General features: G+C 37.5%; 22 protein-coding genes and 1 pseudogene. 1 reads left to right on the top strand and 22 read right to left on the bottom strand.

Translation table 11 applies throughout. The annotated features are described in order from the left end of the window. Position 1 precedes the first annotated feature (1 nt). The 20 genes and pseudogenes from pyrR to bshC all read right to left on the bottom strand — a co-directional run bounded on the left by pyrR (position 2) and on the right by bshC (position 20,850). Positions 2 to 523, bottom strand: coding sequence for a bifunctional pyr operon transcriptional regulator/uracil phosphoribosyltransferase PyrR (gene pyrR, locus JEM45_RS03905; RefSeq protein ID WP_198687852.1), 522 nt, complete (start codon positions 521 to 523; stop codon positions 2 to 4). Between the two features lie 216 nt (positions 524 to 739). Continuing rightward, entirely contained in the window at positions 740 to 1,645 is a 906-nt protein-coding gene (locus tag JEM45_RS03910) for an RluA family pseudouridine synthase (protein ID WP_198687853.1), read from the bottom strand. Then, complete coding sequence (gene lspA, locus JEM45_RS03915; RefSeq protein ID WP_198687854.1) at positions 1,642 to 2,121, bottom strand: signal peptidase II; 480 nt, start codon at positions 2,119 to 2,121, stop codon at positions 1,642 to 1,644. Before lspA ends, JEM45_RS03910 begins: the two co-directional genes overlap by 4 nt. A gap of 3 nt (positions 2,122 to 2,124) precedes the next feature. After that, positions 2,125 to 4,863, bottom strand: a complete 2,739-nt coding sequence (gene ileS / locus JEM45_RS03920) for an isoleucine--tRNA ligase (RefSeq protein ID WP_198687855.1) — start codon at positions 4,861 to 4,863, stop codon at positions 2,125 to 2,127. Positions 4,864 to 5,110: 247 nt separating this feature from the next. Then, positions 5,111 to 5,593: a DivIVA domain-containing protein gene (locus tag JEM45_RS03925; protein ID WP_198687856.1), complete on the bottom strand. Its 483-nt coding sequence runs from the start codon at positions 5,591 to 5,593 to the stop codon at positions 5,111 to 5,113. A gap of 9 nt (positions 5,594 to 5,602) precedes the next feature. Then, on the bottom strand, positions 5,603 to 6,388 hold the full coding sequence (locus tag JEM45_RS03930; RefSeq protein WP_198687857.1) for a YlmH family RNA-binding protein: 786 nt from the start codon (positions 6,386 to 6,388) through the stop codon (positions 5,603 to 5,605). Between the two features lie 81 nt (positions 6,389 to 6,469). Next, the gene (locus tag JEM45_RS03935; RefSeq protein ID WP_026867539.1) at positions 6,470 to 6,775 is read right to left on the bottom strand and encodes a YggT family protein; all 306 of its coding nucleotides are present in this window, start codon (positions 6,773 to 6,775) and stop codon (positions 6,470 to 6,472) included. A gap of 11 nt (positions 6,776 to 6,786) precedes the next feature. After that, entirely contained in the window at positions 6,787 to 7,365 is a 579-nt protein-coding gene (locus tag JEM45_RS03940; RefSeq protein ID WP_026867538.1) for a cell division protein SepF, read from the bottom strand. Positions 7,366 to 7,373: 8 nt separating this feature from the next. Beyond that, positions 7,374 to 8,003: a YggS family pyridoxal phosphate-dependent enzyme gene (locus JEM45_RS03945; protein ID WP_198687858.1), complete on the bottom strand. Its 630-nt coding sequence runs from the start codon at positions 8,001 to 8,003 to the stop codon at positions 7,374 to 7,376. After that, the gene (locus JEM45_RS03950) at positions 7,996 to 8,781 is read right to left on the bottom strand and encodes a purine nucleoside phosphorylase YfiH/LACC1 family protein (RefSeq protein WP_235678918.1); all 786 of its coding nucleotides are present in this window, start codon (positions 8,779 to 8,781) and stop codon (positions 7,996 to 7,998) included. The genes JEM45_RS03945 and JEM45_RS03950 overlap by 8 nt, the downstream gene beginning before the upstream one ends. A gap of 299 nt (positions 8,782 to 9,080) precedes the next feature. Next, positions 9,081 to 10,034 (bottom strand): annotated as a pseudogene (gene ftsZ / locus JEM45_RS03955) (cell division protein FtsZ); the annotation flags it as partial. Between the two features lie 24 nt (positions 10,035 to 10,058). Next, complete coding sequence (gene ftsA, locus JEM45_RS03960) at positions 10,059 to 11,567, bottom strand: cell division protein FtsA (RefSeq protein WP_166626480.1); 1,509 nt, start codon at positions 11,565 to 11,567, stop codon at positions 10,059 to 10,061. 101 nt (positions 11,568 to 11,668) lie between these two features. Next, positions 11,669 to 12,925: a cell division protein FtsQ/DivIB gene (locus JEM45_RS03965; RefSeq protein ID WP_051220570.1), complete on the bottom strand. Its 1,257-nt coding sequence runs from the start codon at positions 12,923 to 12,925 to the stop codon at positions 11,669 to 11,671. Positions 12,926 to 12,939: 14 nt separating this feature from the next. Beyond that, positions 12,940 to 14,277, bottom strand: a complete 1,338-nt coding sequence (gene murD, locus JEM45_RS03970) for a UDP-N-acetylmuramoyl-L-alanine--D-glutamate ligase (protein WP_198687860.1) — start codon at positions 14,275 to 14,277, stop codon at positions 12,940 to 12,942. A 1-nt stretch (position 14,278) separates the two neighbouring features. Continuing rightward, positions 14,279 to 15,241 carry a phospho-N-acetylmuramoyl-pentapeptide-transferase gene (gene mraY, locus JEM45_RS03975; RefSeq protein ID WP_026867532.1) on the bottom strand — a complete coding sequence of 321 codons (963 nt, stop codon included), beginning with the start codon at positions 15,239 to 15,241 and terminating at the stop codon, positions 14,279 to 14,281. Between the two features lie 9 nt (positions 15,242 to 15,250). After that, the gene (locus JEM45_RS03980) at positions 15,251 to 17,398 is read right to left on the bottom strand and encodes a penicillin-binding transpeptidase domain-containing protein (protein ID WP_026867531.1); all 2,148 of its coding nucleotides are present in this window, start codon (positions 17,396 to 17,398) and stop codon (positions 15,251 to 15,253) included. Then, complete coding sequence (gene ftsL, locus JEM45_RS03985) at positions 17,385 to 17,762, bottom strand: cell division protein FtsL (protein WP_198687861.1); 378 nt, start codon at positions 17,760 to 17,762, stop codon at positions 17,385 to 17,387. Before ftsL ends, JEM45_RS03980 begins: the two co-directional genes overlap by 14 nt. Before the next feature lie 11 nt (positions 17,763 to 17,773). Continuing rightward, positions 17,774 to 18,703: a 16S rRNA (cytosine(1402)-N(4))-methyltransferase RsmH gene (rsmH, locus tag JEM45_RS03990; protein ID WP_026867529.1), complete on the bottom strand. Its 930-nt coding sequence runs from the start codon at positions 18,701 to 18,703 to the stop codon at positions 17,774 to 17,776. An 11-nt stretch (positions 18,704 to 18,714) separates the two neighbouring features. Beyond that, entirely contained in the window at positions 18,715 to 19,146 is a 432-nt protein-coding gene (gene mraZ / locus JEM45_RS03995) for a division/cell wall cluster transcriptional repressor MraZ (RefSeq protein ID WP_026867528.1), read from the bottom strand. Between the two features lie 138 nt (positions 19,147 to 19,284). After that, positions 19,285 to 20,850 carry a bacillithiol biosynthesis cysteine-adding enzyme BshC gene (gene bshC / locus JEM45_RS04000; RefSeq protein ID WP_198687862.1) on the bottom strand — a complete coding sequence of 522 codons (1,566 nt, stop codon included), beginning with the start codon at positions 20,848 to 20,850 and terminating at the stop codon, positions 19,285 to 19,287. A 113-nt stretch (positions 20,851 to 20,963) separates the two neighbouring features. Here bshC and JEM45_RS04005 point away from each other — a divergent pair, with 113 nt between their 5' ends. Further along, entirely contained in the window at positions 20,964 to 21,416 is a 453-nt protein-coding gene (locus JEM45_RS04005; RefSeq protein ID WP_198687863.1) for an N-acetyltransferase, read from the top strand. Between the two features lie 51 nt (positions 21,417 to 21,467). On the opposite strand, the gene rpmF is transcribed toward JEM45_RS04005, so the two are convergent. Both rpmF and JEM45_RS04015 read right to left on the bottom strand, forming a co-directional pair. Then, positions 21,468 to 21,641, bottom strand: coding sequence for a 50S ribosomal protein L32 (gene rpmF, locus JEM45_RS04010; RefSeq protein WP_026867525.1), 174 nt, complete (start codon positions 21,639 to 21,641; stop codon positions 21,468 to 21,470). Positions 21,642 to 21,643: 2 nt separating this feature from the next. Beyond that, positions 21,644 to 22,159 (bottom strand): YceD family protein, encoded by a 516-nt coding sequence (locus tag JEM45_RS04015; RefSeq protein ID WP_026867524.1) that lies wholly within the window; start codon positions 22,157 to 22,159, stop codon positions 21,644 to 21,646. Between the last annotated feature and the right edge of the window lie 37 nt (positions 22,160 to 22,196).

Here is a 22,196-nt window from a genome sequence, read left to right on the forward strand (position 1 = left end):
ACTATTGGATTGTGACGCTCGTTTCCCCGTCAACTTCGTGAACCTTTACAATGACCTTCTCACTTTTAGATGTCGGTATATTTTTACCGATATAGTCAGGACGAATAGGTAGTTCTCTATGTCCTCTATCAACTAATATGGAAAGTGAAATTGTCTTTGGTCGAGCTAAATTTAAAATCGCATCGATAGCTGCTCTAATGGTACGTCCTGTTTCTAATACGTCATCGACAATCACTACATTTTTATCTGTGTAATCTGCCTCAGTAATCACTGCATCACTTGACTTTGCATCTTCTGGTCGATCATCTCGATAACCGCTAATGTCGATTGTTCCTGTTGGGATCTTTACGCCTTCTATAGACTCTATTTTTTCCGTGATGCGTTTCGCTAAGTGCTCGCCTCGTGTTTTTACACCAAGGATGACGATGTTCTCAGGCCCTTTATGTTTTTCTAAAATTTCATGTGACATGCGTGTAACTGCCCGATTAATTTGTGCTTCATCCATTATTATCTTGACTGACATTTAATTCCCTCCATTTTTACAAAAAAAATACTCATGTCCGAAGACATGAGTATATAGATATGCTCTATTATCACATGGAAAAGACACACCTATCCTAGGTAGTTTTCCATGTGCGCGTCACGTCTTCTTAGCCTCACAGGACTAAAATTTAAAGACCTCGTATTCATTTGATTGAAACTATCATAACAATCGACTTATATTAAGTCAACAAAACTTTTAACTTTCTGTTCGTTTTAATTCATCCAGTTCATTTGTGAAGTACTCAGGTAATGGCTGTTTAAACTCTAAATACTCACCTGTTTTAGGATGATTAAAACCGATCACACCTGCATGGAGTAGCTGTCCGTCAGTGTCTATCGTTTTTCTTGGTCCGTACTTAGGATCTCCAGCTAAAGGATAACCAATATACTTCATGTGTACTCTAATCTGGTGTGTACGACCTGTTTCTAGAATACATTCAACTAGTGTAAACTCTTTAAAGCGGTCAATAACATTAAAGTGCGTAACCGCATCCTTACCGTCATCGACAACTGCCATATCTTGACGTTCCTTAGGGTTTCGCCCAATTGGTGCTTCAACTGTACCTAAGTTATGTGGTATCACACCATGAACAAGGGCAGTATACTTTCTCGTCACTGTCTTATCCATAAGTTGTTCAACCAAGGCTCTATGTGCCACATCATTTTTAGCAACCATCAATAAGCCGGACGTATCCTTATCTATACGATGGACAATGCCAGGGCGGAGTTCTCCGTTAATACCAGAGAGGTTATCCAATTGGTACATCAGGCCATTAACGAGTGTGCCTGTTGCATGACCAGCAGCAGGATGAACCACCATACCGCGTGGTTTATCCACAACGGCTACATCTTCATCTTCATAGATTATATTCAAATTTAAATTCTCAGGCGTGATATCAGACACTATCGTTTCTCTCTCTAGAAACTCAATTTCATCGCCTGTTTTCACCTTATAATTTGATTTTACAGTTTGACCATTGACTGTAATATGGCCAGATTTTATTCTATTTTGAATATCTGTTCGAGACGTATCGGGTTTGGTATTAGAGAGCAACGTATCTAGACGATCGCCTTGATTGGAACTTTCAATAATTAATGTCATTTTGTTTCCTTACCTTTCCCCGTTATAAATACTTCGATTAATAGAATAATGACACCGACTGTTAAAGCACTATCCGCTACATTAAATATCGGAAAATCATAATTGATGATCATGACATCGACAAAGTCGACCACCTCTTGAAACAGTAATCGGTCTATAAAGTTACCTATAGCACCTGCTAATAGCATAGCAATACCGATTTGCATCATCAGATTGTTGCTTGCCTCTGTTTTATATAGGTAAATTAAGAATCCAATCACAATAACTGTGATGATGTAAAAGAATAACATACGATTTTCAAACATGCCCCAGGCAGCGCCACTATTTCTATGTGAAGTAATCTGTAGAGTTTCTCCAATAACCGGTATAGATTCTCCGAGCGACATCTGTGTCGTGACTAAGAATTTAGTGACCTGGTCAAAGATGAGAATGCCAATGGCTAAGATTAACATTGGACCAATTCTATACTTTTCCATAACTTAAAGTGCATCCACAACTTCACGGCAACGTGGGCAAATATCATCCTCACCGTTCACAATTGAATCTGCCGTTGAATAGTTCCAGCAGCGGTTACAACGTTCACCTTCTGCATGCTCAACTTTAACGTTAACGTTGTCATAAGCTGTACCGTCAGTCAGTTCATCAACCACTTCAACCTGTGACACGATGAAGAACTGTGCAAGACTACCACGAATATCGTCTAAGTCTAAGTTTTCTGGTTGACTGATCGTCACTTTCGCATCTAATGATTTACCGATGACTTTTTCGTTTCTTGCAACTTCTAAAGCTTTATATACGTCATCTCTAACTGCCATGAATTTCTGCCATTTTTCAACGAGTGCTTGATCAATGTCTTCACGCTCTGGATAGTGTTCTAAGTGCACACTCTCTTTTTCTGTATACGGTGTATGCTCATAAATTTCCTCAACTGTATGAACAAGAACTGGAGTTAATAATAAGTTCAATTCTTTAAGAATCTTATACAATACTGTCTGTAAACTACGTCTGATTGGTGCATCAGCTTTTTCAATGTAAAGAATATCTTTACCATAATCTAAGTAGAAGTTAGAAAGATCTACATTGATAAAGTTCTGTACAGTTTGATACATCGTTACATAATCATACTTATCATATGAATCCAGCATGAATGTTTTTAATTTATTAAAGCGATTGTATATATACTTATCTACTTCAAATAAATCTTCATAAGCTACTGCATCAACATTTGGATTAAAGTCATTGACGTTACCGAGTAAGAATCTGAATGTATTACGGATTTTACGGTAAACTTCTGATACTTGTTTAAGAATATCGTCAGACACTCTAACATCTTCTTGGAAGTCAGATGACATGACCCATAAACGGATAATATCCGCACCCATTTGCTGCATTACTTTAGTTGGTAGGATAACATTGCCTAGAGATTTAGACATTTTCTTACCTTGGCCATCCATGACGAAACCGTGAGATAGTAATTCTTTGTATGGTGATTGACCTTTTGTTGCCACACTTGTTATCAGTGATGAGTTAAACCAACCACGATATTGGTCAGAACCTTCAAAGTAAAGATCAGCAGGATAAGTTAGATAATCTCTGTAATCTAAAACCCCGCGGTGTGTTGAGCCAGAGTCAAACCAAACATCCATGATGTCAGTTTCCTTAGTAAATTCACCATTCGGTGAGCCTTCATGACTATAGCCTTCTGGGAGTAAATCTTTCGCATCCCATTCAAACCAAATATTTGAACCGTGCACCTCAAATAGTGAAGCAATGTGCTCAATAACATCTGCATCAATGATTTCTTGACCATCTTCAGCATAGAAGAATGGTAGAGGCACACCCCAGACACGCTGACGAGAAATGACCCAGTCTCCTCTATTTTTGATCATATTGTACATGCGTTTACGGTTCCATTCCACTTGGAATTTAGTATCCATTAAAGCATCTAAGATATCTTGACGCACACCATCGATTGATGCAAACCACTGCGGTGTAGCACGGAAAATAACCGGTTTTTTCGTACGCCAGTCATGTGGATATGAGTGTGTATAGAAGCTAAGTTTCAAGAGTGCACCAGCAGCTTCTAGATCTTCAGTGATCACCTTATTAGCTTCATCATAGAAGAGTCCTTCATATTTACCAGCCTCACTCGTAAATACACCTTTGTCATCTACAGGACTCAAGACGTCTAAACCATACTGTTGCCCTACTTTAAAGTCATCATCACCGTGGCCAGGTGCTGTATGAACTACCCCAGTACCTGCTTCAGTAGTTACATGATCACCAAGAACCACTAAGCTGTCACGGTCAATTAATGGGTGACGCGCAACCAGACGGTCAAGTGACTCACCTTTAAACTCTTTTGAACGCGTTACTTGTTCCTTATCGAAATCTACTTCTTCACAGAAGAAATCTAATAGGTCTTCAGCAACAATGTATTCTTCACCTTGATAGTTAAACTGAACATAGTTTAAGTTCTTATGAACAGCAAGTGCTAGGTTAGATGGAATTGTCCATGGTGTGGTTGTCCATATGACAAATTTAACGCCGTTATCGACAATACCTTTACCATCAGTGACTTCAAAGGCAACATAAATAGATGGTGATTTTTTATCCTTGTATTCTAATTCAGCTTCTGCAAGAGATGACTCACTTGTTGGAGACCAGTAGATTGGCTTTTTCCCTTTATAAATAAGACCTTTTTCAACCATATCTTTTAAGACACGGACTTGAGATGCTTCAAATTCAGGTTTGTAAGTTAAATAAGGGTTGTCCCACTCACCATCAACACCCATACGTTTAAATCCTTCACGTTGGATGTCAATTTGAGAGTTTGCAAACTCAATACATTTATTTCTAAATTCTTCAATCGACATCGATTTTCTGTCGACACCTTTGTTTGTTAAGGCTTGTTCGATTGGCAGACCGTGTGTATCCCAACCAGGTACGTAAGGTGAATAATAACCTTGCATTTGTTTATTACGGATGATGAAGTCTTTGATGATCTTGTTCAAGGCATGCCCCATATGAAGATTACCGTTCGCATACGGTGGACCATCATGTAATACAAATGGTGTGTTACCTTCATTCAATTTAAGCTTTTTGTTATAGAGGTCAATATCACGCCAATGATCTTGCATTTTTGGTTCTTTATTGACTAAACCGCCACGCATTTTAAAAGCTGTTTTTGGCATTAACAGGGTATCTTTATAATCCATGTAAATTCTCCTTTTATAAATTAAAAGGACTCTAAGCAAAACAAGGGACGAATAACCGCGGTACCACCCTTTTTGACTGCTTAGAGTCCTCTTTATATATATTCATTATAAATCATTAGTGATAGACTGCGTTCTTGTTTGTCGAGGCTCTCACCTTCCCTCGTTCGCTGAACATCTTATGAACACTTTCCGTGTCTAATAATACATACTAATTATGCTAAATTTCTCTTCATTCGTCAATGTAAATTTACTGTTTGTCAAGGTTCTCATCATCAAGTTTCAACATTTGCTCCCAATCGTCTGTTTCGATCAAATCTAGTTGTGCTTGAATCAGCATTTTATATCGCGCTCGGAATACTTTTGCTTCTCTTCTTAAGTTATCAGTATAAGACCTTGCTTCAGTTGCTTCACGTTCTGCTCTTTCTTTAATCTGAGCCGCTTCATTATGTGCTTTTTCTACGATACTATCCCCAAGATTTTGTGCTCTTAGTTTAATATCATCACCTGCTTTTGTTGCGCTCAGGATCGCTTCATTTATTGAAGATTCAACGCTCTTAAAGCTGTTTAAATTTTCCTGTCTATCATTTAACATCTCTTCGAGTTGTCTGATACGTTCATCTTTACTTTCTATTAAATTTTGTATTTCTGATAAATGTTGTCTGACAGCTTGTTCATCAAGTCCACGGTAGACCGTGGTGAATTTTTTATTAACAATTTCTTCTTTGTTCATTTTTACACCTCAATTATCAGTGACAATCTTAACATCAACTTTATACTTTCCTTTTTTAGTTTCAGCGAGTTGCTCAGAGACTATAAAACGTCCGAAACCTCTAACTGATATGATGTCACCAGATTCTATTATAAAGGATGGTTCATCGACAATCGAATGATTCACTTTCACCTTTTCCTTTTGTACTCTTTCTTTAGACTTTGCTCTTCCCTCTTTTAAAACATGTGAAACGATAGCATCAAGTCGATATGAACTAGACATTATAGATACATGTTTAACAGACAACTTGTTGTCTTGAAACGACTGATGCGGAATATCTTTTAAAGATATTGGTGCATTTTTTATTTTTGTTAACTCGTTAATAAATAAGTCCTTATATGGTGATGACACTGCAAATTGTATTTTTTCACCAACTATGATGTCACCAATAATCCCTCTATCCAATCCTAAATTCATCACTGCACCCAGTATATTTCTATGACTTAAGGTTACAAATTTTTCTGGATAGGATACTTCAAACACCGTAATTTCAAAGTCGTCTAAAGTGATTTCTATAAACTCTGGTGATAACAATGCGCGCATTCTTTCACGTTCCGCATTATTACCCCCTCCGTAATAATCTACTTTTATATCAGGAAATGAGCCACTCAAACTCTCGACCATCTTTCTTTCTCTCGGATTTAAAAAATCCGTGATAACAGCATAATAATTACGGTCAGCTGTCTCAAATTTACTATTTAAAAGTGAGAGCATTTCATGCTCGTCCTTTCTAAAATGTTGCATTATGCCTTTCAATCAGATCACACCTTAAATATAATGACCCGCGCTTAGATTTATAAACAAGCGCGGGTACAAGTCCTACATTCTATTACACTCTTAAGCAAGCCAAGAAAAGATGACTTGGAATATTTCATTCATGCCTCGTCCGAATAAATTCAAAATGATAATTAAAATTATTGGAGATAGGTCAATCATGCCAGCAAGTGGTGGAATAAGTTTTCTAAATGGTTCTAAGAGTGGCTCATAGACCTTACCTAGAAATTCTCCAAATGCAGACTCTCGTAAAGCTGGAAACCATGAGGATAATATATAAATAATAAGTCCCCAGGTGAATATCGGCCAAACAAAATTAAAAAACTGGACGATATAAATAAGTATTTGTATTAGTAATGAATTATCCAAATATATTCTCCTTACATTTCATCGAAAAGTGCTTCTTTGTCGGAGATTTCTCCCTCAACACCAAAGCTGTCTGGTGTACATAAAAAGATATCAGTGCCGACTCTTTGAATATCACCTTCCAAAGCATATACCGTACCACTTAGAAAGTCCACAATTCGCTTCTTAGCCACACTATCAATCTTCGTTAAATTCACAAGTGCTGCTCGGTTACTTTTTAATTCGTCTGCAATATCTTGTGTTTCTGCAAACACTCTTGGTTCAAATAAGCAGACTTTTGTACTTTGATTATTTGCTGACATTGCACGATTCTCCCCGCGGTTCGATTGTGACCTATCTTCAAATTTTCCTTGATGACTTTGCTTTCTTTTCGATTGAATCATTTTTTCTTTCTTATCGCTGTCTTTGACATCAATCAACTTAGATTTGGTTTCAGGTTTTCTCTTCTCTGCCGCCGCTTTGTGACGACTATTGTTCTGTTTATCAGTCTTAAGATTAGTAACTTTCGATACTGAAGATTGTTCTTTTTGAACTGGTACCTCTTCTTCAACATCGACGACAAATAAGTCCTTTATAAACTTTGTAATAGCCATATAATCACCTAGTTCCCCATTATTTTACTCCCAATGCGTATAAAAGTCGCACCAAAATTTACAGCGCTAGGATAGTCGTTACTCATACCCATACTCAACTCAGTGACAGTTGGATATTTAACTTGAACTTGATCTCTTAAGTCTCTTAAACCTTTAAATGTATCATCAATTACAGCTTGGTCTTCTGTTGCTGGCGCCATCGTCATCAATCCGATGACATTGACATACTCATAGGCTTGTAGGGTCTCTAAAAAATCCTCAAGAGCTTCAGGTGCGATCCCGTGCTTAGAAGATTCATCGGACACATTTACCTGTATAAAACAGTTTACAACATGATGTGCTGCCTGTTCAATTTTTTTTGCAACACTTTCTCTCTCAAGTGAATGGAGATAGTTTAAATTTTCAATCACATCTTTAACTTTTCTGGATTGCATCGTACCGATGAAATGAACTTCAGCGTCTTCAGGTAAGGCTTTTCTTTTCTCTATAAAGCCCTCTACCCTATTTTCACCAAAATGACGCACCCCACTATTATAAGCTTCAAGTGTTTCCTCTACACTATGATATTTCGTCACGGCAATGATATTCACACCATCGCCAACTTCATTTCTAATCTGTTCGTAATTTTCCTTAATCATCTTTACGCTTCCTTCCAATAAAAGCAAGTGCACGACCAGTTTTCCCTTTTTCTAACCGATAGGAGAAAAATTCCGCTTCTTCTGTGCCAAAATCAGTCACGTGAATATGGTTTGAATCAATTCCTGCATGCTGAGCTTGTTCACTATTCACACTTTTTAAATCTAATAAATAACCTGTAGATGTCTGGCTATATGACTCGGTTGATAAGGGGCTAAGTGCATCGATAACTTTGTCGTCCACTTCGTAATGGTCCTTGTTAATACCTGGACCAATTACAACTCTAAGGTTCTCTATATTACCTTTATAAGCTTCGATTAGCTTTTTAGTAATATGGGCTTGTGTCCCACGCCAACCCGCGTGAGCTAAACCAATAAAGTCATCCAATTCACTCCATACATAGACTGGAATACAGTCCGCATAGTTCATCGTTAACAGAACATCTCTATCATAAGTATAGACACCGTCTACATCATAAAATGACTCACTGAGTGATCTAATATTGGTTCCTCGGTCAACTAACTTAACTTCTCTAATGTTACCGCCGTGACGTTGAATAGGTAAGACCCAATTTTCTACAGGGAAATCAATTTTTTCACCTAATATATCCTGATGGCGGTGGACATTATTCTCTTCATCATCGATGTAAAGTGCCATATTAAAACTTTTTTCAGGATATTCACTGAAACCATCCACACGTTTTGTATAACCCAGTGTGAGTTCGTCAGTTACATAGCCAACAAAATTATCGAAATGTCTAAAAGAAAAATTATCAATCACAGTAAACCCCACCTATAAAGAAAGGAGACATTGGGCTGCCAATATCTCCTTTAAAATCTATCAAAATTCGCTTATCTTCTGCGTCTTTCTCTTCTAGAACTATTACCTTTTAAGAAAGTTGGAACATCTGGCTCATCTTTGCCTCTATCATCAAATCGATCGTTAGATTGTGAAAGTGTATCTTCTTCCAAGATGTCTCTTTGATTGTATGAAGTACCCTGACTGAAGTTTGAACCTCCACCACGTGTTTGAGTATTGTTTTCAGATACTTCAGGACGTTCACTTGAACGCTGAATTGATTTTTCATTAAATCCTGTTGCAATTACAGTAATGACCACTTCATCTTCAAGTTCTGGGTTAATCACTGTACCAAAAATCATATTTACATCTTCGTCAGCAGCATCTTGAACGATGTCTGCAGCTTCTTGTGCTTCAAAGAGTGATAGTGATTCTCCACCAGTGATATTCATTAGGACACCTTGTGCACCAACGATTGAAGTTTCAAGTAATGGACTTGAAATTGCTTTTTTAGCAGCTTCTACCGCACGGTTTTCTCCTGATGAAATACCGATACCCATCAATGCAGAACCTTGGTTTTGCATGATTGTCTTAACGTCAGCAAAGTCTAAGTTGACTTCCCCGCTTACAGCGATAAGGTCTGAAATACCTTGTACACCTTGACGAAGAACGTTATCTGCTTCTTTAAATGCTTCCATCATTGGAGTAGATTTATCAACGATATCTAATAGACGGTCATTTGGGATGACAATTAACGTATCGACTGCAGCTTTCATTTGTTCAACACCAGCAGCAGCTTGCGTTTGTCTCTTGCGTCCTTCGAATGAGAATGGGCGAGTTACAACACCCACTGTTAAGGCACCCATTTCTTTAGCGATTTTTGCAACTACTGGTGCAGCACCAGTACCTGTTCCACCGCCCATACCTGCCGTTACGAAGACCATATCCGCACCTTGGATTGCGTCTTCAATTTGTTCACGTGATTCTTCAGCAGCTTTCTTACCAATATCAGGATTTGCACCGGCACCAAGTCCGCGTGTTAATTTATCCCCGATTTGGATTTTTGATTCAGCTTTAGATAAATTCAATGCTTGTCCGTCAGTATTGATTGCAATGAATTCAACATTGGACATGCCATCATCGATCATACGGTTAACAGCGTTATTACCGCCGCCGCCGACACCGATAACTTTTAACGTTGCCATGTGGTTGAAACCTTGTTCAAATTCTAACATTAATCTTTCCTCCCAAATGTACTTCTACTCAAATAAGTTTTTCAGTATTTTTTTCATTTTACCGCCAATATTGCCTTCTTCTTTGGCTTCTTTTGACTCTGAAGATCGCCTTGATTCCTCTTGGTCATCTTCGTAATCTTCATAATCATCATCAGCGATGTAATCATCTTCCCTATCGTAAGAATTTTCTTCTTCAGGGTAGTCATAGTCATCTTCGTCTCTTTGACGCTCTACTTCAACTGCTGCTTCTTCATCACGATTGACTTGCAGTTCATTCTCTTCTTTACGCTTATTGAAAAGGCTAGTAAAGAAGTTCGTTGACTGCTCTTCCTGTACTTCATTTTCTTCATTATCCGATGATGCTTCAGGATAGTCATCATAATTATCAATTGTAACATAATCCAGCAACTCATCAAACATAATTCCGCTCGATAAAGTTGATATCGCACTAGAAAATTCGGGTTTTCTAGCACCCATTTGATTTGGTATATGAATTCTTACTTTTTCAGCAACCAAATCTTGAGCAAGCTCTTTAACCCCTCTGATGTTTGCCGTACCACCAGTGATTACAAATCCACCTTGAACTTTGTTAATGCCATTAGCTGCAATGTTCTCAAAGACGCTCATAAAGGCATCTTCAATCACTAGCTCAATTACATCAGCTAAGTCTTTAGATGTCACTTGAAGTGGTTGATCTGAGTCAGACTGACTGAGTGTAACTTTCTCATCATCACTCGCGTGATCAAAGAATGCGTGACCATATTGTTCTTTTGCTTGGTCCGCTTCATCATATGAAGTGTTAAACTCATCGACAATATCTAAGGTAATATCTCTACCGCCGAGCGCTACACTATTTGCATATTTAAGTGCGCCTCGTTCATAGTAAGCAAATTGTGTGAGATCCATTCCAATATCAATAACAACCGCGCCGAGCTCAATTTCTGCATCAGTTAATATGTGTTGATAGTTTAGAGCATCTGAATAAACATCTAAAATCGTCAGTCCAGCTGCTTCTACACATTTCACAAGATTGATTAATAATGAACGATTTGCTGTAACCACGCCTGCTTTTACAGCTAGGCTTTCCTCTACAACCATATCTTTTGGATCGCTTACTTCATGTAAACTATCTACGATAAAGGAAACAGGGTAAACACTGACAACCTCTTCATTACTCTCAAAACCACTTTGACGTACATTTTCAAGTAACTCTTCAATATGTTCACCGGTTATTTCAGTCGCCTGTCCACCAAATCGAATGACATCTTCAGTAAATCTGATACGTGTATCAGCAACTGGAACTTTTACAAATACTTCATCGATATCTATACCAGAAGCAATTTTAGCTTTTTTAATTGTATCAATAATTGCATTTTTAGCCTGATCAAAATCATTGATCATCCCTTTAGAAACTCCATCAGTGAAGGTTTGGCCGGTACCGATTACATTCACACCATTGTGAAATTTTTCTCCGACAACTACTTTGACACTGGATGAGCCGATATCAAGGGCAACATAATAATGTTCCTTCACCTTATTGCCTCCTACACAGCCATTTTCATAATACTAATACTAGTTTACATTATACTCTGATTAATGTGAACTATTTCAAAAAATTTGTTTACTTTTATCCATTATTCTGCTGATTCTTCACCTTCAGAAGATTCTGTTTCAGCTTCTTCAGCAGTTTCTGATTCTTCTTCTTGGTCCATTCCAGAAAGTGTATCACGTACGCCATTAAGTGATTCATTAATGTCTTCAATGTAAGTTGCACTTGTCGGTTCATTATAAATATTTTCTTTTATTTCTCTAGCATCCGCACTATCGTAAGGTAAGAAGCTAGTACCGACCTCCATATCAATAATGCCCTCAGCATCTTCACCAATTTCTTGACGAATTCCAATATAGTAGTTCATCTTTTCACTAAAGGTCTCATAATCAGCAACAATTTCCTGGCCGTCATTCATAAAGACATGAATCCGTCTTCTTGAATTATCTGTCGGTCTAAAGTAAATTTCTGAAATATTTTCTAGAATATCGCCTTCTATATTATTCAATGCCTCTACTAAAGCATCAAATTCTTCACCTTCAAAGTTGTAAATGATGGGGGCATTTCTTGGTGCACTTGGATATCCTCTTTGAATTCTACTGTTTTCAAGTACTGGGAAATAAAGATCTTCACTATTTATATAGGCCACTGCTTTATATTCTTCGATATCAATGGTAACGCCGTTCGGCCAATCGCGACTAGCATTGACTTCTTTAATAACAGGCAATAGTTCGATGTTCTCACTTGCCTTACCTAATGAGATACTGAACATCTTATCACCTTCTTGAAAACCAATTCTTTCCTCAAGCTCACTTTCAGAAACAATACTATTACCAGTGAAGGTAATTTCTTTTACATCACTTGCACTTGAAAAGACATACCATAACAAAGTCCCTAAGAGAATTACCAAGACCACAATACCAATGATATAAGCATGCACTCTTTTAAACTGAAACTTCTCTCTCGGAGGTTTATCTTTCTTGTCAGACTTAATCTTGTTCGTCTTCTCTTTTTTCTTAGTTTTTTTCTCTTGATCTTTAGCATTACTTTTTTCTTTTGTATCCGGTGATTTTGCATTCTCATCATTGTCAAAATCTTTATAGTGTTCGACTTTCAAGTCATCAGACGGTGTTGATTTTATGTCTTTCTCTGACTGATTCGCTTTAGCCTCTTTTTTTAACCCACTATCTTTTGGGACTTTAACTTCAACATCTTTGTTTTCTTCACCAGACTTATCCTTATTTCTTAATGACCTCGGGGTATAGCCGGTGTACTCGGTGTTTTGACGTTTTTTCTTCAGTTTTTCTTTTATATCATCAACATTGTTGTCTTTCTCTGACATCGGCTATCCCCCTATCATCTTAATTGGCTAAAGCCTTCTTTGAAGTGATCGCCTCTTCTTTCATAATCCTTATATTGATCCCAACTTGCACAAGCTGGTGAGAATAGTACAGTATCTCCAGCTACAGCATGTGCTTGTGCTAAGGCGATTGCTGAATTTGGATTGATTGTTGTTTCTACCTGAATACCTAGTTCATTGGCAAGTTCAACAAATTTTCTTTGAGTCTCACCGAAGGTGATAATTTCTTTAACATGAGTCGTAAAAGGCGTTAAATCCTCCAGTGATTGTCCACGGTCTAATCCACCTGCAATCCATATCACTGGTGTTGTAAAGCTTTGGAGTGCAAAGGAAGTCGCTAAGTTATTGGTCGCTTTTGAATCATTATAATACGTGACATCGTTGACCGTTCCTAAACGCTCAAGACGATGTGGTATACCACCAAAGGTTTGCAAGGTTTTAATAATTGCCTCATCACTCACACCATGTGCTTTTGCAACCAGCAAGGTAGCGAGTATATTTTCAATATTGTGATTCCCTTTTAACACCAATTCGTCTATAGGCAAGATTTTCTCATCGTGTACAATTAAATACTCACCATCTGAGTATGCATCTGCCTTGTTTTTAATATCAAAGTATTGAACCTGACAGGAAATATCTTGGCCTTCGAGTAATTCTTTTTGGTTGTTGTTAAAGATTAATAGATCATCTGCTGTCATGTTTTCAAATATTCTAAGTTTAGCTTTTTTATATTCTTCTTTTGAACCATGATAATCTAAATGGGCCTCATAAATATTTGTAATCACTGCGATATTAGGTCGGAACGTTTCTGTCCCGAGGAGCTGAAATGATGATAGTTCCATTACTAAAGTATCATCTGGTGTTGCTTCCATGGCAGCATCTGTTGCTGGATAGCCTATGTTACCACACAGAATTGGATGAGAGCCGCCGTTTTCAAGCATCTCACCCAAAAGATGAGTACAAGTTGTCTTACCATTCGTACCTGTTAAGGCGTAGATTGGTGCTTCACTTAACAGATGCGCAATTTCAACTTCTGTAACAATCGGTATATTTCTCTCTGTCGCTTCTACTAAAAATGGAATTGAGTAGGGTATACCTGGGTTTTTAACGATGAGATCAGCATCATTTAATAGATGTATGGGGTGGTGCCCATCTACAATTTCTACACCCCATCCATTCAGTTTTTGTTCGCTCTCTTCATCAGAAAAAACTTCATTTGTAGTCAGTGTTACATTGGCACCTAAAGTAACCAGAGCATTAACAGCGCTCTTACCACTTTTACCGTAACCTAGGACAACGACACTTTTATTTTCAAAACCTTTATAATCTTTCACCTTACATCACTCCTAAAATAACACCGATAACACCACAAATTAGCCCAAATGACCAAAACACAATAACAATCTTCCATTCGTTCCATCCCGATAATTCAAAATGATGATGGATCGGTGTCATTTTGAAGATTCTCTTACCAGTCAGTTTATAGGATGTCACTTGCATCATGACACTCAGTGTTTCAATGACAAACACTAGGCCAATTAAAAGTAACAAGAGACTGTTATTCAACATGATTGATACGATAGCTATAATCCCACCGAGTGCTAATGACCCTGTGTCACCCATGAACAATTTGGCAGGGTACTTATTGTAGATTAGGAAGCCAATTAATCCACCGATTAATATAAATAGGAACAGGGCAATTTCCATTTCACCTAAAATTAAACTAATGACCAAGAATGAACCAAAGGCGATAATGGATGTACCTGTCGATAAACCATCCAAACCATCAGTTAAATTAACAGCATTTGAGAAACCAACTAGCCAGAAGACAATCCACACAACGAAAAATACTCCGAGTGGGATTAAGAAATCTGTTCCTGGAATTCTTATGCCAGCATCAATATCAGGAATCCAGTTAATCATTATAATGTAAATTATTATCGCAACAAGAATTTGGAAAATAAATTTTTGCTTAGAGGATAGGCCTGCATTGTTCTTCTTAACTACAATGATATAGTCATCAACAAAACCAATTAAACCAAATCCCAAAGTAACAATAATCAAGACAAGTAATTTGTAGACATCATCTACAAAGAAAAGCCCAATAATTGAAAGTACTACAGTCACTGAAATAAATGATAGACCACCCATTGTCGGTGTGCCCGTTTTAACCAGGTGACTCTCTGGTCCTTCTTCACGTATCGTTTGCCCAAACTTCATTCTTTTTAATAAGGGAATTAACAATGGGATGAGTATAGCAGTCAATACAAAAGCTGCTATAAGAAATATATAATTCATAGGTCCTCCTTAATCATTCGGGTCATTTGACGATAGAGTTACTTCTATTGCAGTATCCTCAGTTATGACTGTTCCTGGTTCTACAGACTGTTCATTGGAATATCCTTCTCCACTTACCGAGACATCGATTCCCATAAAGTCACCAAGTAGTAATACTTCTCTCTTAGACATACCGGACATATCCGGAACAGTAGCTTCACCGTCTGTTTTAATAAATAAAGTGTCATATGGTAATAGTGTGTCATCCTTAGGATACTGGTCAGTAATCTCAGTGCCTTCACCGACTATTTTTACTTCAATTGTATCATTTAATTCTTCTTCTAGAGTATCGATTTCACTACCTGTATAATCACCGATTTCAATGACACTGTGCTCTTCCGATACATCAGCATTTGATACTTCTAAATATTTTAAAGTTCTTTCCATAAGTGGATTAAATCCTCTTGCAACACCGTTGTCCCAAGTTTCGCTTTTATTTTCACTCGCTAGCTTAATACCATAATAGATGATCACCTCAGGGTCATCCTTTGGCGCGTAACCAAGGAAGGAGGTGAAAAATTCATAATCTCCGTCTAAGTAGCCACCAGTTTCTGGATCATATACCTGAGCCGTACCTGATTTACCTGTCACTTCGTAATCATCTAATTTGTACTGTGAGTTATGATCTAAGGACCCATCGATTAAAGTATTCATTTCTTCAACTGTTTTATTCGCAGCTTCTTTGGAAATCACTTGTCTCACATTTTCTTCCTTGCCATCATAAACCACTTCGCCATCTTCATCAGTTATCTCGTCAACAACATAAGGTTTCTTCATCTGACCTTCATTTAATAAAGCAGTCATACCTTGAATCATTTGTATTGGAGTCACCGTTGAAGTTTGTCCGAAAGATGTGGTCTTTTGTTGAAGTTCATTATCCCATGCAAGTTGACCAGGAGATTCTGTTGGTAACTCAGAACCTGTCGTTTGACCAAAGCCAAATTTTTGATAATATTCCAACATTTTATCGGCGCCAACTTTATTTTGTAAAATCATCATTAATACGTTTGATGAGTACTGCATTCCCTCGTTGTATGTAATGTCTCCCCATCCACTTGTTTCCCAGTCGTAAATAGTTGAACCCATTACATCCATAGAACCGGATGTATAAACTTCATTGGGATCATAGACGCCCTCTTCAATAGCGGCAGCCAAACCAAATACTTTAAATGTTGAACCAGGTTCGAATGAATATTCATAGAGCATGTTCAACCAAGAGTTACCAAAGCCTTCTCTCGTTTCAGGGTTAAATGACGGTCTTTGACCACTTGCTAAAATTTCACCAGTGTCTGCGTCAGCGACAACTGCCATTAATTCTTCAGGTTTAAAGTGTTCTTCCATATCATTTAATGAATCTTCTAGGTAAAGTTGAATGTTTGAGTCAATTGTTAATTTAACGTCATTACCATTAACCGGCGGTTGAACATTATCAGAATTTGGCACTATAGAACCCCAAACATCTTGGTTATAGTCAATCGATCCATCTTCTCCAGCTAGTAGGTCATCGTAAATTTTTTCTATACCTAGCTGACCTTGTAGTTCGTTCGTCTCTTCATTTAATTCCGCCATGCCAATTAAATGAGAAGCAAATTGACCATTCGGGTAAAACCTTCTTGTTTCTGGTTCAAAGACAAGACCCGTTGCTTCAGACTCCTCTAGAAACTTCTTATCATTGTAAGAAATATTTCGCCCGGCTTGTCCAAGTTCCATTTGGAATCGTCCTTCTTTTACACTCTTTTCAATTTGCTCTTGTATTTCTTCTTTTTCCGTATCTATGACTTCTGCGACAAGTGATGCTGTCTCTTCTGGGTTAGATACATGGTTTGGATAATTATCATCCGTTATCAACACTAGTCTATAAGCTTCCATGTCTGACGCAAGGACATTACCTGAGCGGTCTGTAATATCCCCTCTCTCTGCTTCAGTGACTGAAGAAACAGCATACTTATCCTCACCGCGTGCGATTAGGTCTTCGTCATCTATTGTTTGAAACACCATCAATCTAATAAATTGACCGATTATCAATAGAAAAAGCACTCCTATACCGATATATATCAGGAGTGCACCAGGTGTGGTCTTTATATTCTTCAGGCTGATTTTTCTTTTATTCTTGACCATACTTTTCTACAACCTTTACATTGCTATTGTTCAGATCTAAGCCCAATTCTTGAGCTTTTTCATATATGCGATCGTAGGAAGCAAGATAAGTGACTTCAGTTTGTAATTCACTAATTTCACCATCTTTTACAGAGATGGATTGTTCTATTGATGATTTTTCATTTTGGTAGTTGTGAGCTTCCATTTTTAAAGATAGCACATACACTGAGGCTGCTGCAATCAGAACAACTAGCGTTATGTATACTGCCATTTCAAATCGTTTTATGCCGACGACTTTAGCCTTTTTTCTTATATGTGTTCGGCTCTCCTGGCGTCTGGTCGTCTTAGGGGATGGATGGACTTCAGTATATCTTTCTACTACCATGTCAACACTTCCTATACTTGTTTCTCAGCAATCCGAAGTTTTGCACTGCGTGCGCGTGGATTATTTTCTAAACCTTCACCTTGTGCAGTAATCGGCTTTCTATTCACTCTTTTTAAGGAAGGCACGTATCCTTCAGGAATAATCGGCATATTCTTTGGAAGTTCTGGGCCTTTTTCATATTCGACAAACATTTGTTTACAAATTCTATCTTCCAATGAGTGGAAGGTTATTACCGAGACACGTCCGCCTTTTTTTAATAAGTCAATCGCCTGTTCAAGAGAACGTTCAAATACTCCAAGTTCATCATTGACAGCAATTCTTAAAGCTTGGAATATTCTTTTTGCTGGGTGCCCGCCTGTTCGTCTAAACTTCGCTGGAATTTGAGATTTTATAATCTCTGATAATTCTGTCGTTGTTTCTATAGGTTGAATCTCTCTAAGGCGTTCTATTTCTCTAGCAATTTTTTTTGAAAACTTTTCTTCACCATAGCGAAAGAATATGCTGACTAATTCTTGGTAAGAATAGTGATTGACAATTTCATAGGCATCGAGGTCTTGTGATTGATCCATCCGCATATCTAAACGTGCTGTTTTTGAATGGCTAAAGCCACGTTCTGTGACATCAAGTTGTGGACTAGATACGCCTAGATCGTACAAAATACCATCGACCGTTGTGACACCATATTCCTTTAGTGCTGAAGTTAGATTTTCAAAGTTTGTGTGTATTAAAGTCACCTTGTTTGACCCTTCAAATTTCTTACTCGCATTTTCAATTGCTGTAATGTCTTGGTCAAAAGCATAAATGTGTCCAGTGTCCAGTTGGGACATAAGATAAGCAGTATGTCCGCCCCCACCAAGTGTGGCATCCACATATATACCGTCCGGTTTAATATTTAAACCGTCGACCGTTTCTTTTAGTAAAACTGAAGTATGATTAAACAAAGTGTCACATCCTAAAGGTCAAAATCGATTAAGTCTTCTGCTATTTCTTCAAAGTTATCTTCAGATTCTGTATAAAAATCTTCCCAAGATTCCGTGTCCCAAATTTCAATGCGACTCGATACGCCAATAACCGTGCAATCCTTCGAAAGACCAGCATAGTCTCTTAGATTCTGCGGTATATTAATACGTCCTTGCTTATCGATTTCTACGTTTGTGGCACCTGAGAAGAATAATCTCGTAAATTTTCTAGCGTCTTTTTTAGTGAGTGGTAGAGTTTTTAGTTTTTCTTCGATTCGGCTCCATTCATCCATCGTATATGCGAAAAGACAACGGTCCAAACCGCGGGTAATGACGAATTGTTCACTGAGCAAATCTCTGAATTTACTCGGCACAATGATGCGTCCCTTAGTATCCAAATTATGTTTATATTCACCCATGAACATATATCTCACCCCGCTATACATTTAATTTACCACATCTCCCCACAATCCTCCACAATTTATAAAAAAGAATCCAAAAAAATATTGCAAAATTAAAAAGCGATTCCCTTATTAAAGGAAATCGCTTGATATAGAGCCTTTTTATTTTTTTATTATGACTAAATTTTCCGTGTAAGAAAGTGGGGAGTAATCCCATAATTCAGCAGATAATTGCCATGGGTGGTAGATACGTTCTTGAAGCACACCATTTGGGAATAATTTTTCACTCAATTCTTCAAGATTGTGGAGATCTTGCCTTAATGAACGTTTAATTTCAATATTATATCTGTTCTTTAAGTAATCCAGCTGTAGTTGATGTTGTTTCTTATTGCTGTCGATTAACTGACTATTGAAATACTCATCCTTCTTTTTGTATAAGACTTCAAAAGCTTCGTCTATCGTTTCTTTAATATGATCTACCTCTTTTAAAAGTGCTTCATCAGTGTGATTATCAATTAAAGTACGTTTTAATTCATTGATGTTCTGAACGAGTGCATCGTCAAAGTTGAGTTCATACTTATTTAGTAACTTTTGAATCCGTTCATCCTGGTAAACAAATTCCATACGTTTTAGAACTATGGGCATCTGTAAATCCATGACCTCAAAGGTTTTGTGAATTTCACCCCAGTACTTAACCTCTGCTCCCCCGCCTAAAAACACAGCAGTATTAAACAATGCTTCTTGCATTAGTGGTCGAGTGACGACATTGTTGGAAAAACTTTCAGGTTTCTCTTCGATTAAAGCGAGTACCTCATCATGGCTATACGTCTCACCACCTAAGTGATAAGACCCGTCTTTATAGAGAAGTAATTCACGTTCAGTATCTGCATTACCAAACAAATGAACTGTCGTTTCTGTATCAATAACCGGCGCCATTTTCATTGCTAAATTATACTGCTTCTGCCCATCTTTAAATGCTAAATCTATCGCTTGATGATTTTTAAACATCTTTTTAAGAATCGGTTTCTCCAATTCTCTTACTGCTTTTAGATGTGAATTAAAAATGATAAGTCCATGCGATTTAAAGGTTTCATGTACCAGTGAATGAAAAAGTTCAGTCCAGCTTGTACATCGCTCTATTTGATGACTGACCGACTCTTTTAATTCAGTTACATAAGTCGAATCACCTAGGTAAGCCACTAGTTTATTCAAACTTTCCTTCATCGCATTCTTATCATACTCATAGAAACCCACACTCATCGGTACACTCAAGTTTGGTTTATAGGAAATTTTAACCCGTCTTCTGTAGTAACTGTCGTAAACAAAAGTATGATTCACTTCTTCAAAATCATGGTCTTCACCAGCAACCCAAAAAACGGGTACAGCTTCTTTGTTATGCACTGTGTTTAACTCATTAGTTACAATTAAGAGTGAAATAATTTTATGTATGATATATGATGGACTCATAAATAAACCAGCCTGTTGACCACCGATAACAACTTTTCTGCCTTCTCTAAGGCGCTTTAGGTTACCCCTTTGAGCATCGCTTAAACCGTACTGTGCCATATCGGCTTCAATAAGATCAGCTAGTGCTTCTGTGTGTGCATGGTTGGGGCTATCAAAAATGGTATCTATATCATTTTTATTGTACGATAAACTACTATAAAATTGTTTCTTGTCTTTATTACCAGCTGCTTTTACAGCTTGATCTACAGTCTCAAATCGCATATATATTTCTCCTCAACATATCGTTATTAAAAGTATAAAATTTATTTAAATATAAAACAATTGAACGGCTTAAGAATTATGAATATACTTAAGAGAAAAGGGGCGTTTTAAAAATGGTAAAAGTAAATAATTTAGCAATCAACTACAAAACAGCGGAAGAGTTTAAGAAATTTAGAGAATATGGTTCTCAGGAATTACATATGATGAATGAGCTTGAAGCTAATGTAATCGACGCGAATATCGACTCACCATTCTACGGTATTTACCAGGGTGATGAGCTAGCAGCGCGTATGTGTTTATATCGCCGTGAAGATACTAATCATCCAATAGATGAAGATACGAGTGACTACCTGGTAATTTGGAAATTAGAGGTGCTTGAAAAATACCAGGGTCGTGGTTTTGGAAGTGCTATGATTGACTACGCTAAGTCTTTTAATTTACCAATTAAAGCAATTAGTCGTTTTGAAAACTCTAGAAAGTTCTTCGAAAAACATAACTTTCAAGGGCACGATTACGATATTGAACGTGATTTAGCAGACGAATCTCTAATGTGGTACCCACAATAAAAAAAGACCTGGAAATCTTAATTGATTTCCAGGTCTTTTTTTTAACTTATCTTAGTTAGCTACGACTTCTTCACCTTTGTAGCTGCCACACTCTTTACATACGCGGTGTGCTAATTTAGCCTCACCACAGTTTGGACATTCTACCATACCTGGCATTGAAATTCTCATGTGTGAACGGCGTTTATTTTTACGTGTTTTAGAAGTTCTTCTTTTAGGTACTGCCATTATTATTCCTCCTCATCGTTCAGCTTTAAAGCTTCTAGTTTTTGTAATCTCGGATCAACTGCAGGTTTTTCACTGTCAGCCTCCGCTTCCTCTAGTACTGTCCAACCACTTGCGCCTGATGACCCGGGTAGTTCATCACTCTCAGTATAAACTGTCGGTAAATTGACGATAATTAATTCTCTAACAATCGGTTCTAAGTCAATCGTATGATCGACTGCGTGTAGATTGTCATCTTCAATTTCCTCATCATCAAGGTTCTCATCGAACACTTCAACGGATTGTACTTCAAGCGGGTAATCTACTACTTTACCAGTCCGACTGTCGATCATCTTAACAGTGGCAGATATAAGTAAATCAACGTTTATACGTTGAGTCCCTATAAGCATACTAGCAGATACATTTATATCTTCAATCGCTAATATGTCTTCTCGATCATACAACTTGTCTATTTGGACAGTTTCATTAAAAGTGAATTTGTCATTGGTATACTTTCTTAACTGGGAAAGTGACCATTTCATATAATTCCACCTCTTATGAGCACAACAGATATTGTAC

Source organism: Jeotgalicoccus sp. ATCC 8456 (genome assembly GCF_016313225.1).
GTDB lineage: Bacteria > Bacillota > Bacilli > Staphylococcales > Salinicoccaceae > Jeotgalicoccus > Jeotgalicoccus marinus.

What these genes read in the sequence shown, in the direction of transcription:
- mraZ (WP_026867528.1), bottom strand. Translation starts at nt 19,146, where the DNA reads ATGTTCATGGGTGAATATAAACATAATTTGGATACTAAGGGACGCATC.
- ftsL (WP_198687861.1), bottom strand. Translation starts at nt 17,762, where the DNA reads ATGGTAGTAGAAAGATATACTGAAGTCCATCCATCCCCTAAGACGACC.
- ileS (WP_198687855.1), bottom strand. Translation starts at nt 4,863, where the DNA reads ATGGATTATAAAGATACCCTGTTAATGCCAAAAACAGCTTTTAAAATG.
- lspA (WP_198687854.1), bottom strand. Translation starts at nt 2,121, where the DNA reads ATGGAAAAGTATAGAATTGGTCCAATGTTAATCTTAGCCATTGGCATT.
- JEM45_RS03925 (WP_198687856.1), bottom strand. Translation starts at nt 5,593, where the DNA reads ATGAACAAAGAAGAAATTGTTAATAAAAAATTCACCACGGTCTACCGT.
- rpmF (WP_026867525.1), bottom strand. Translation starts at nt 21,641, where the DNA reads ATGGCAGTACCTAAAAGAAGAACTTCTAAAACACGTAAAAATAAACGC.
- JEM45_RS04005 (WP_198687863.1), top strand. Translation starts at nt 20,964, where the DNA reads ATGGTAAAAGTAAATAATTTAGCAATCAACTACAAAACAGCGGAAGAG.
- mraY (WP_026867532.1), bottom strand. Translation starts at nt 15,241, where the DNA reads ATGAATTATATATTTCTTATAGCAGCTTTTGTATTGACTGCTATACTC.
- JEM45_RS03940 (WP_026867538.1), bottom strand. Translation starts at nt 7,365, where the DNA reads ATGGCTATTACAAAGTTTATAAAGGACTTATTTGTCGTCGATGTTGAA.
- JEM45_RS04015 (WP_026867524.1), bottom strand. Translation starts at nt 22,159, where the DNA reads ATGAAATGGTCACTTTCCCAGTTAAGAAAGTATACCAATGACAAATTC.
- pyrR (WP_198687852.1), bottom strand. Translation starts at nt 523, where the DNA reads ATGTCAGTCAAGATAATAATGGATGAAGCACAAATTAATCGGGCAGTT.
- JEM45_RS03980 (WP_026867531.1), bottom strand. Translation starts at nt 17,398, where the DNA reads ATGGTCAAGAATAAAAGAAAAATCAGCCTGAAGAATATAAAGACCACA.
- JEM45_RS03945 (WP_198687858.1), bottom strand. Translation starts at nt 8,003, where the DNA reads ATGATTAAGGAAAATTACGAACAGATTAGAAATGAAGTTGGCGATGGT.
- bshC (WP_198687862.1), bottom strand. Translation starts at nt 20,850, where the DNA reads ATGCGATTTGAGACTGTAGATCAAGCTGTAAAAGCAGCTGGTAATAAA.
- JEM45_RS03965 (WP_051220570.1), bottom strand. Translation starts at nt 12,925, where the DNA reads ATGTCAGAGAAAGACAACAATGTTGATGATATAAAAGAAAAACTGAAG.
- JEM45_RS03910 (WP_198687853.1), bottom strand. Translation starts at nt 1,645, where the DNA reads ATGACATTAATTATTGAAAGTTCCAATCAAGGCGATCGTCTAGATACG.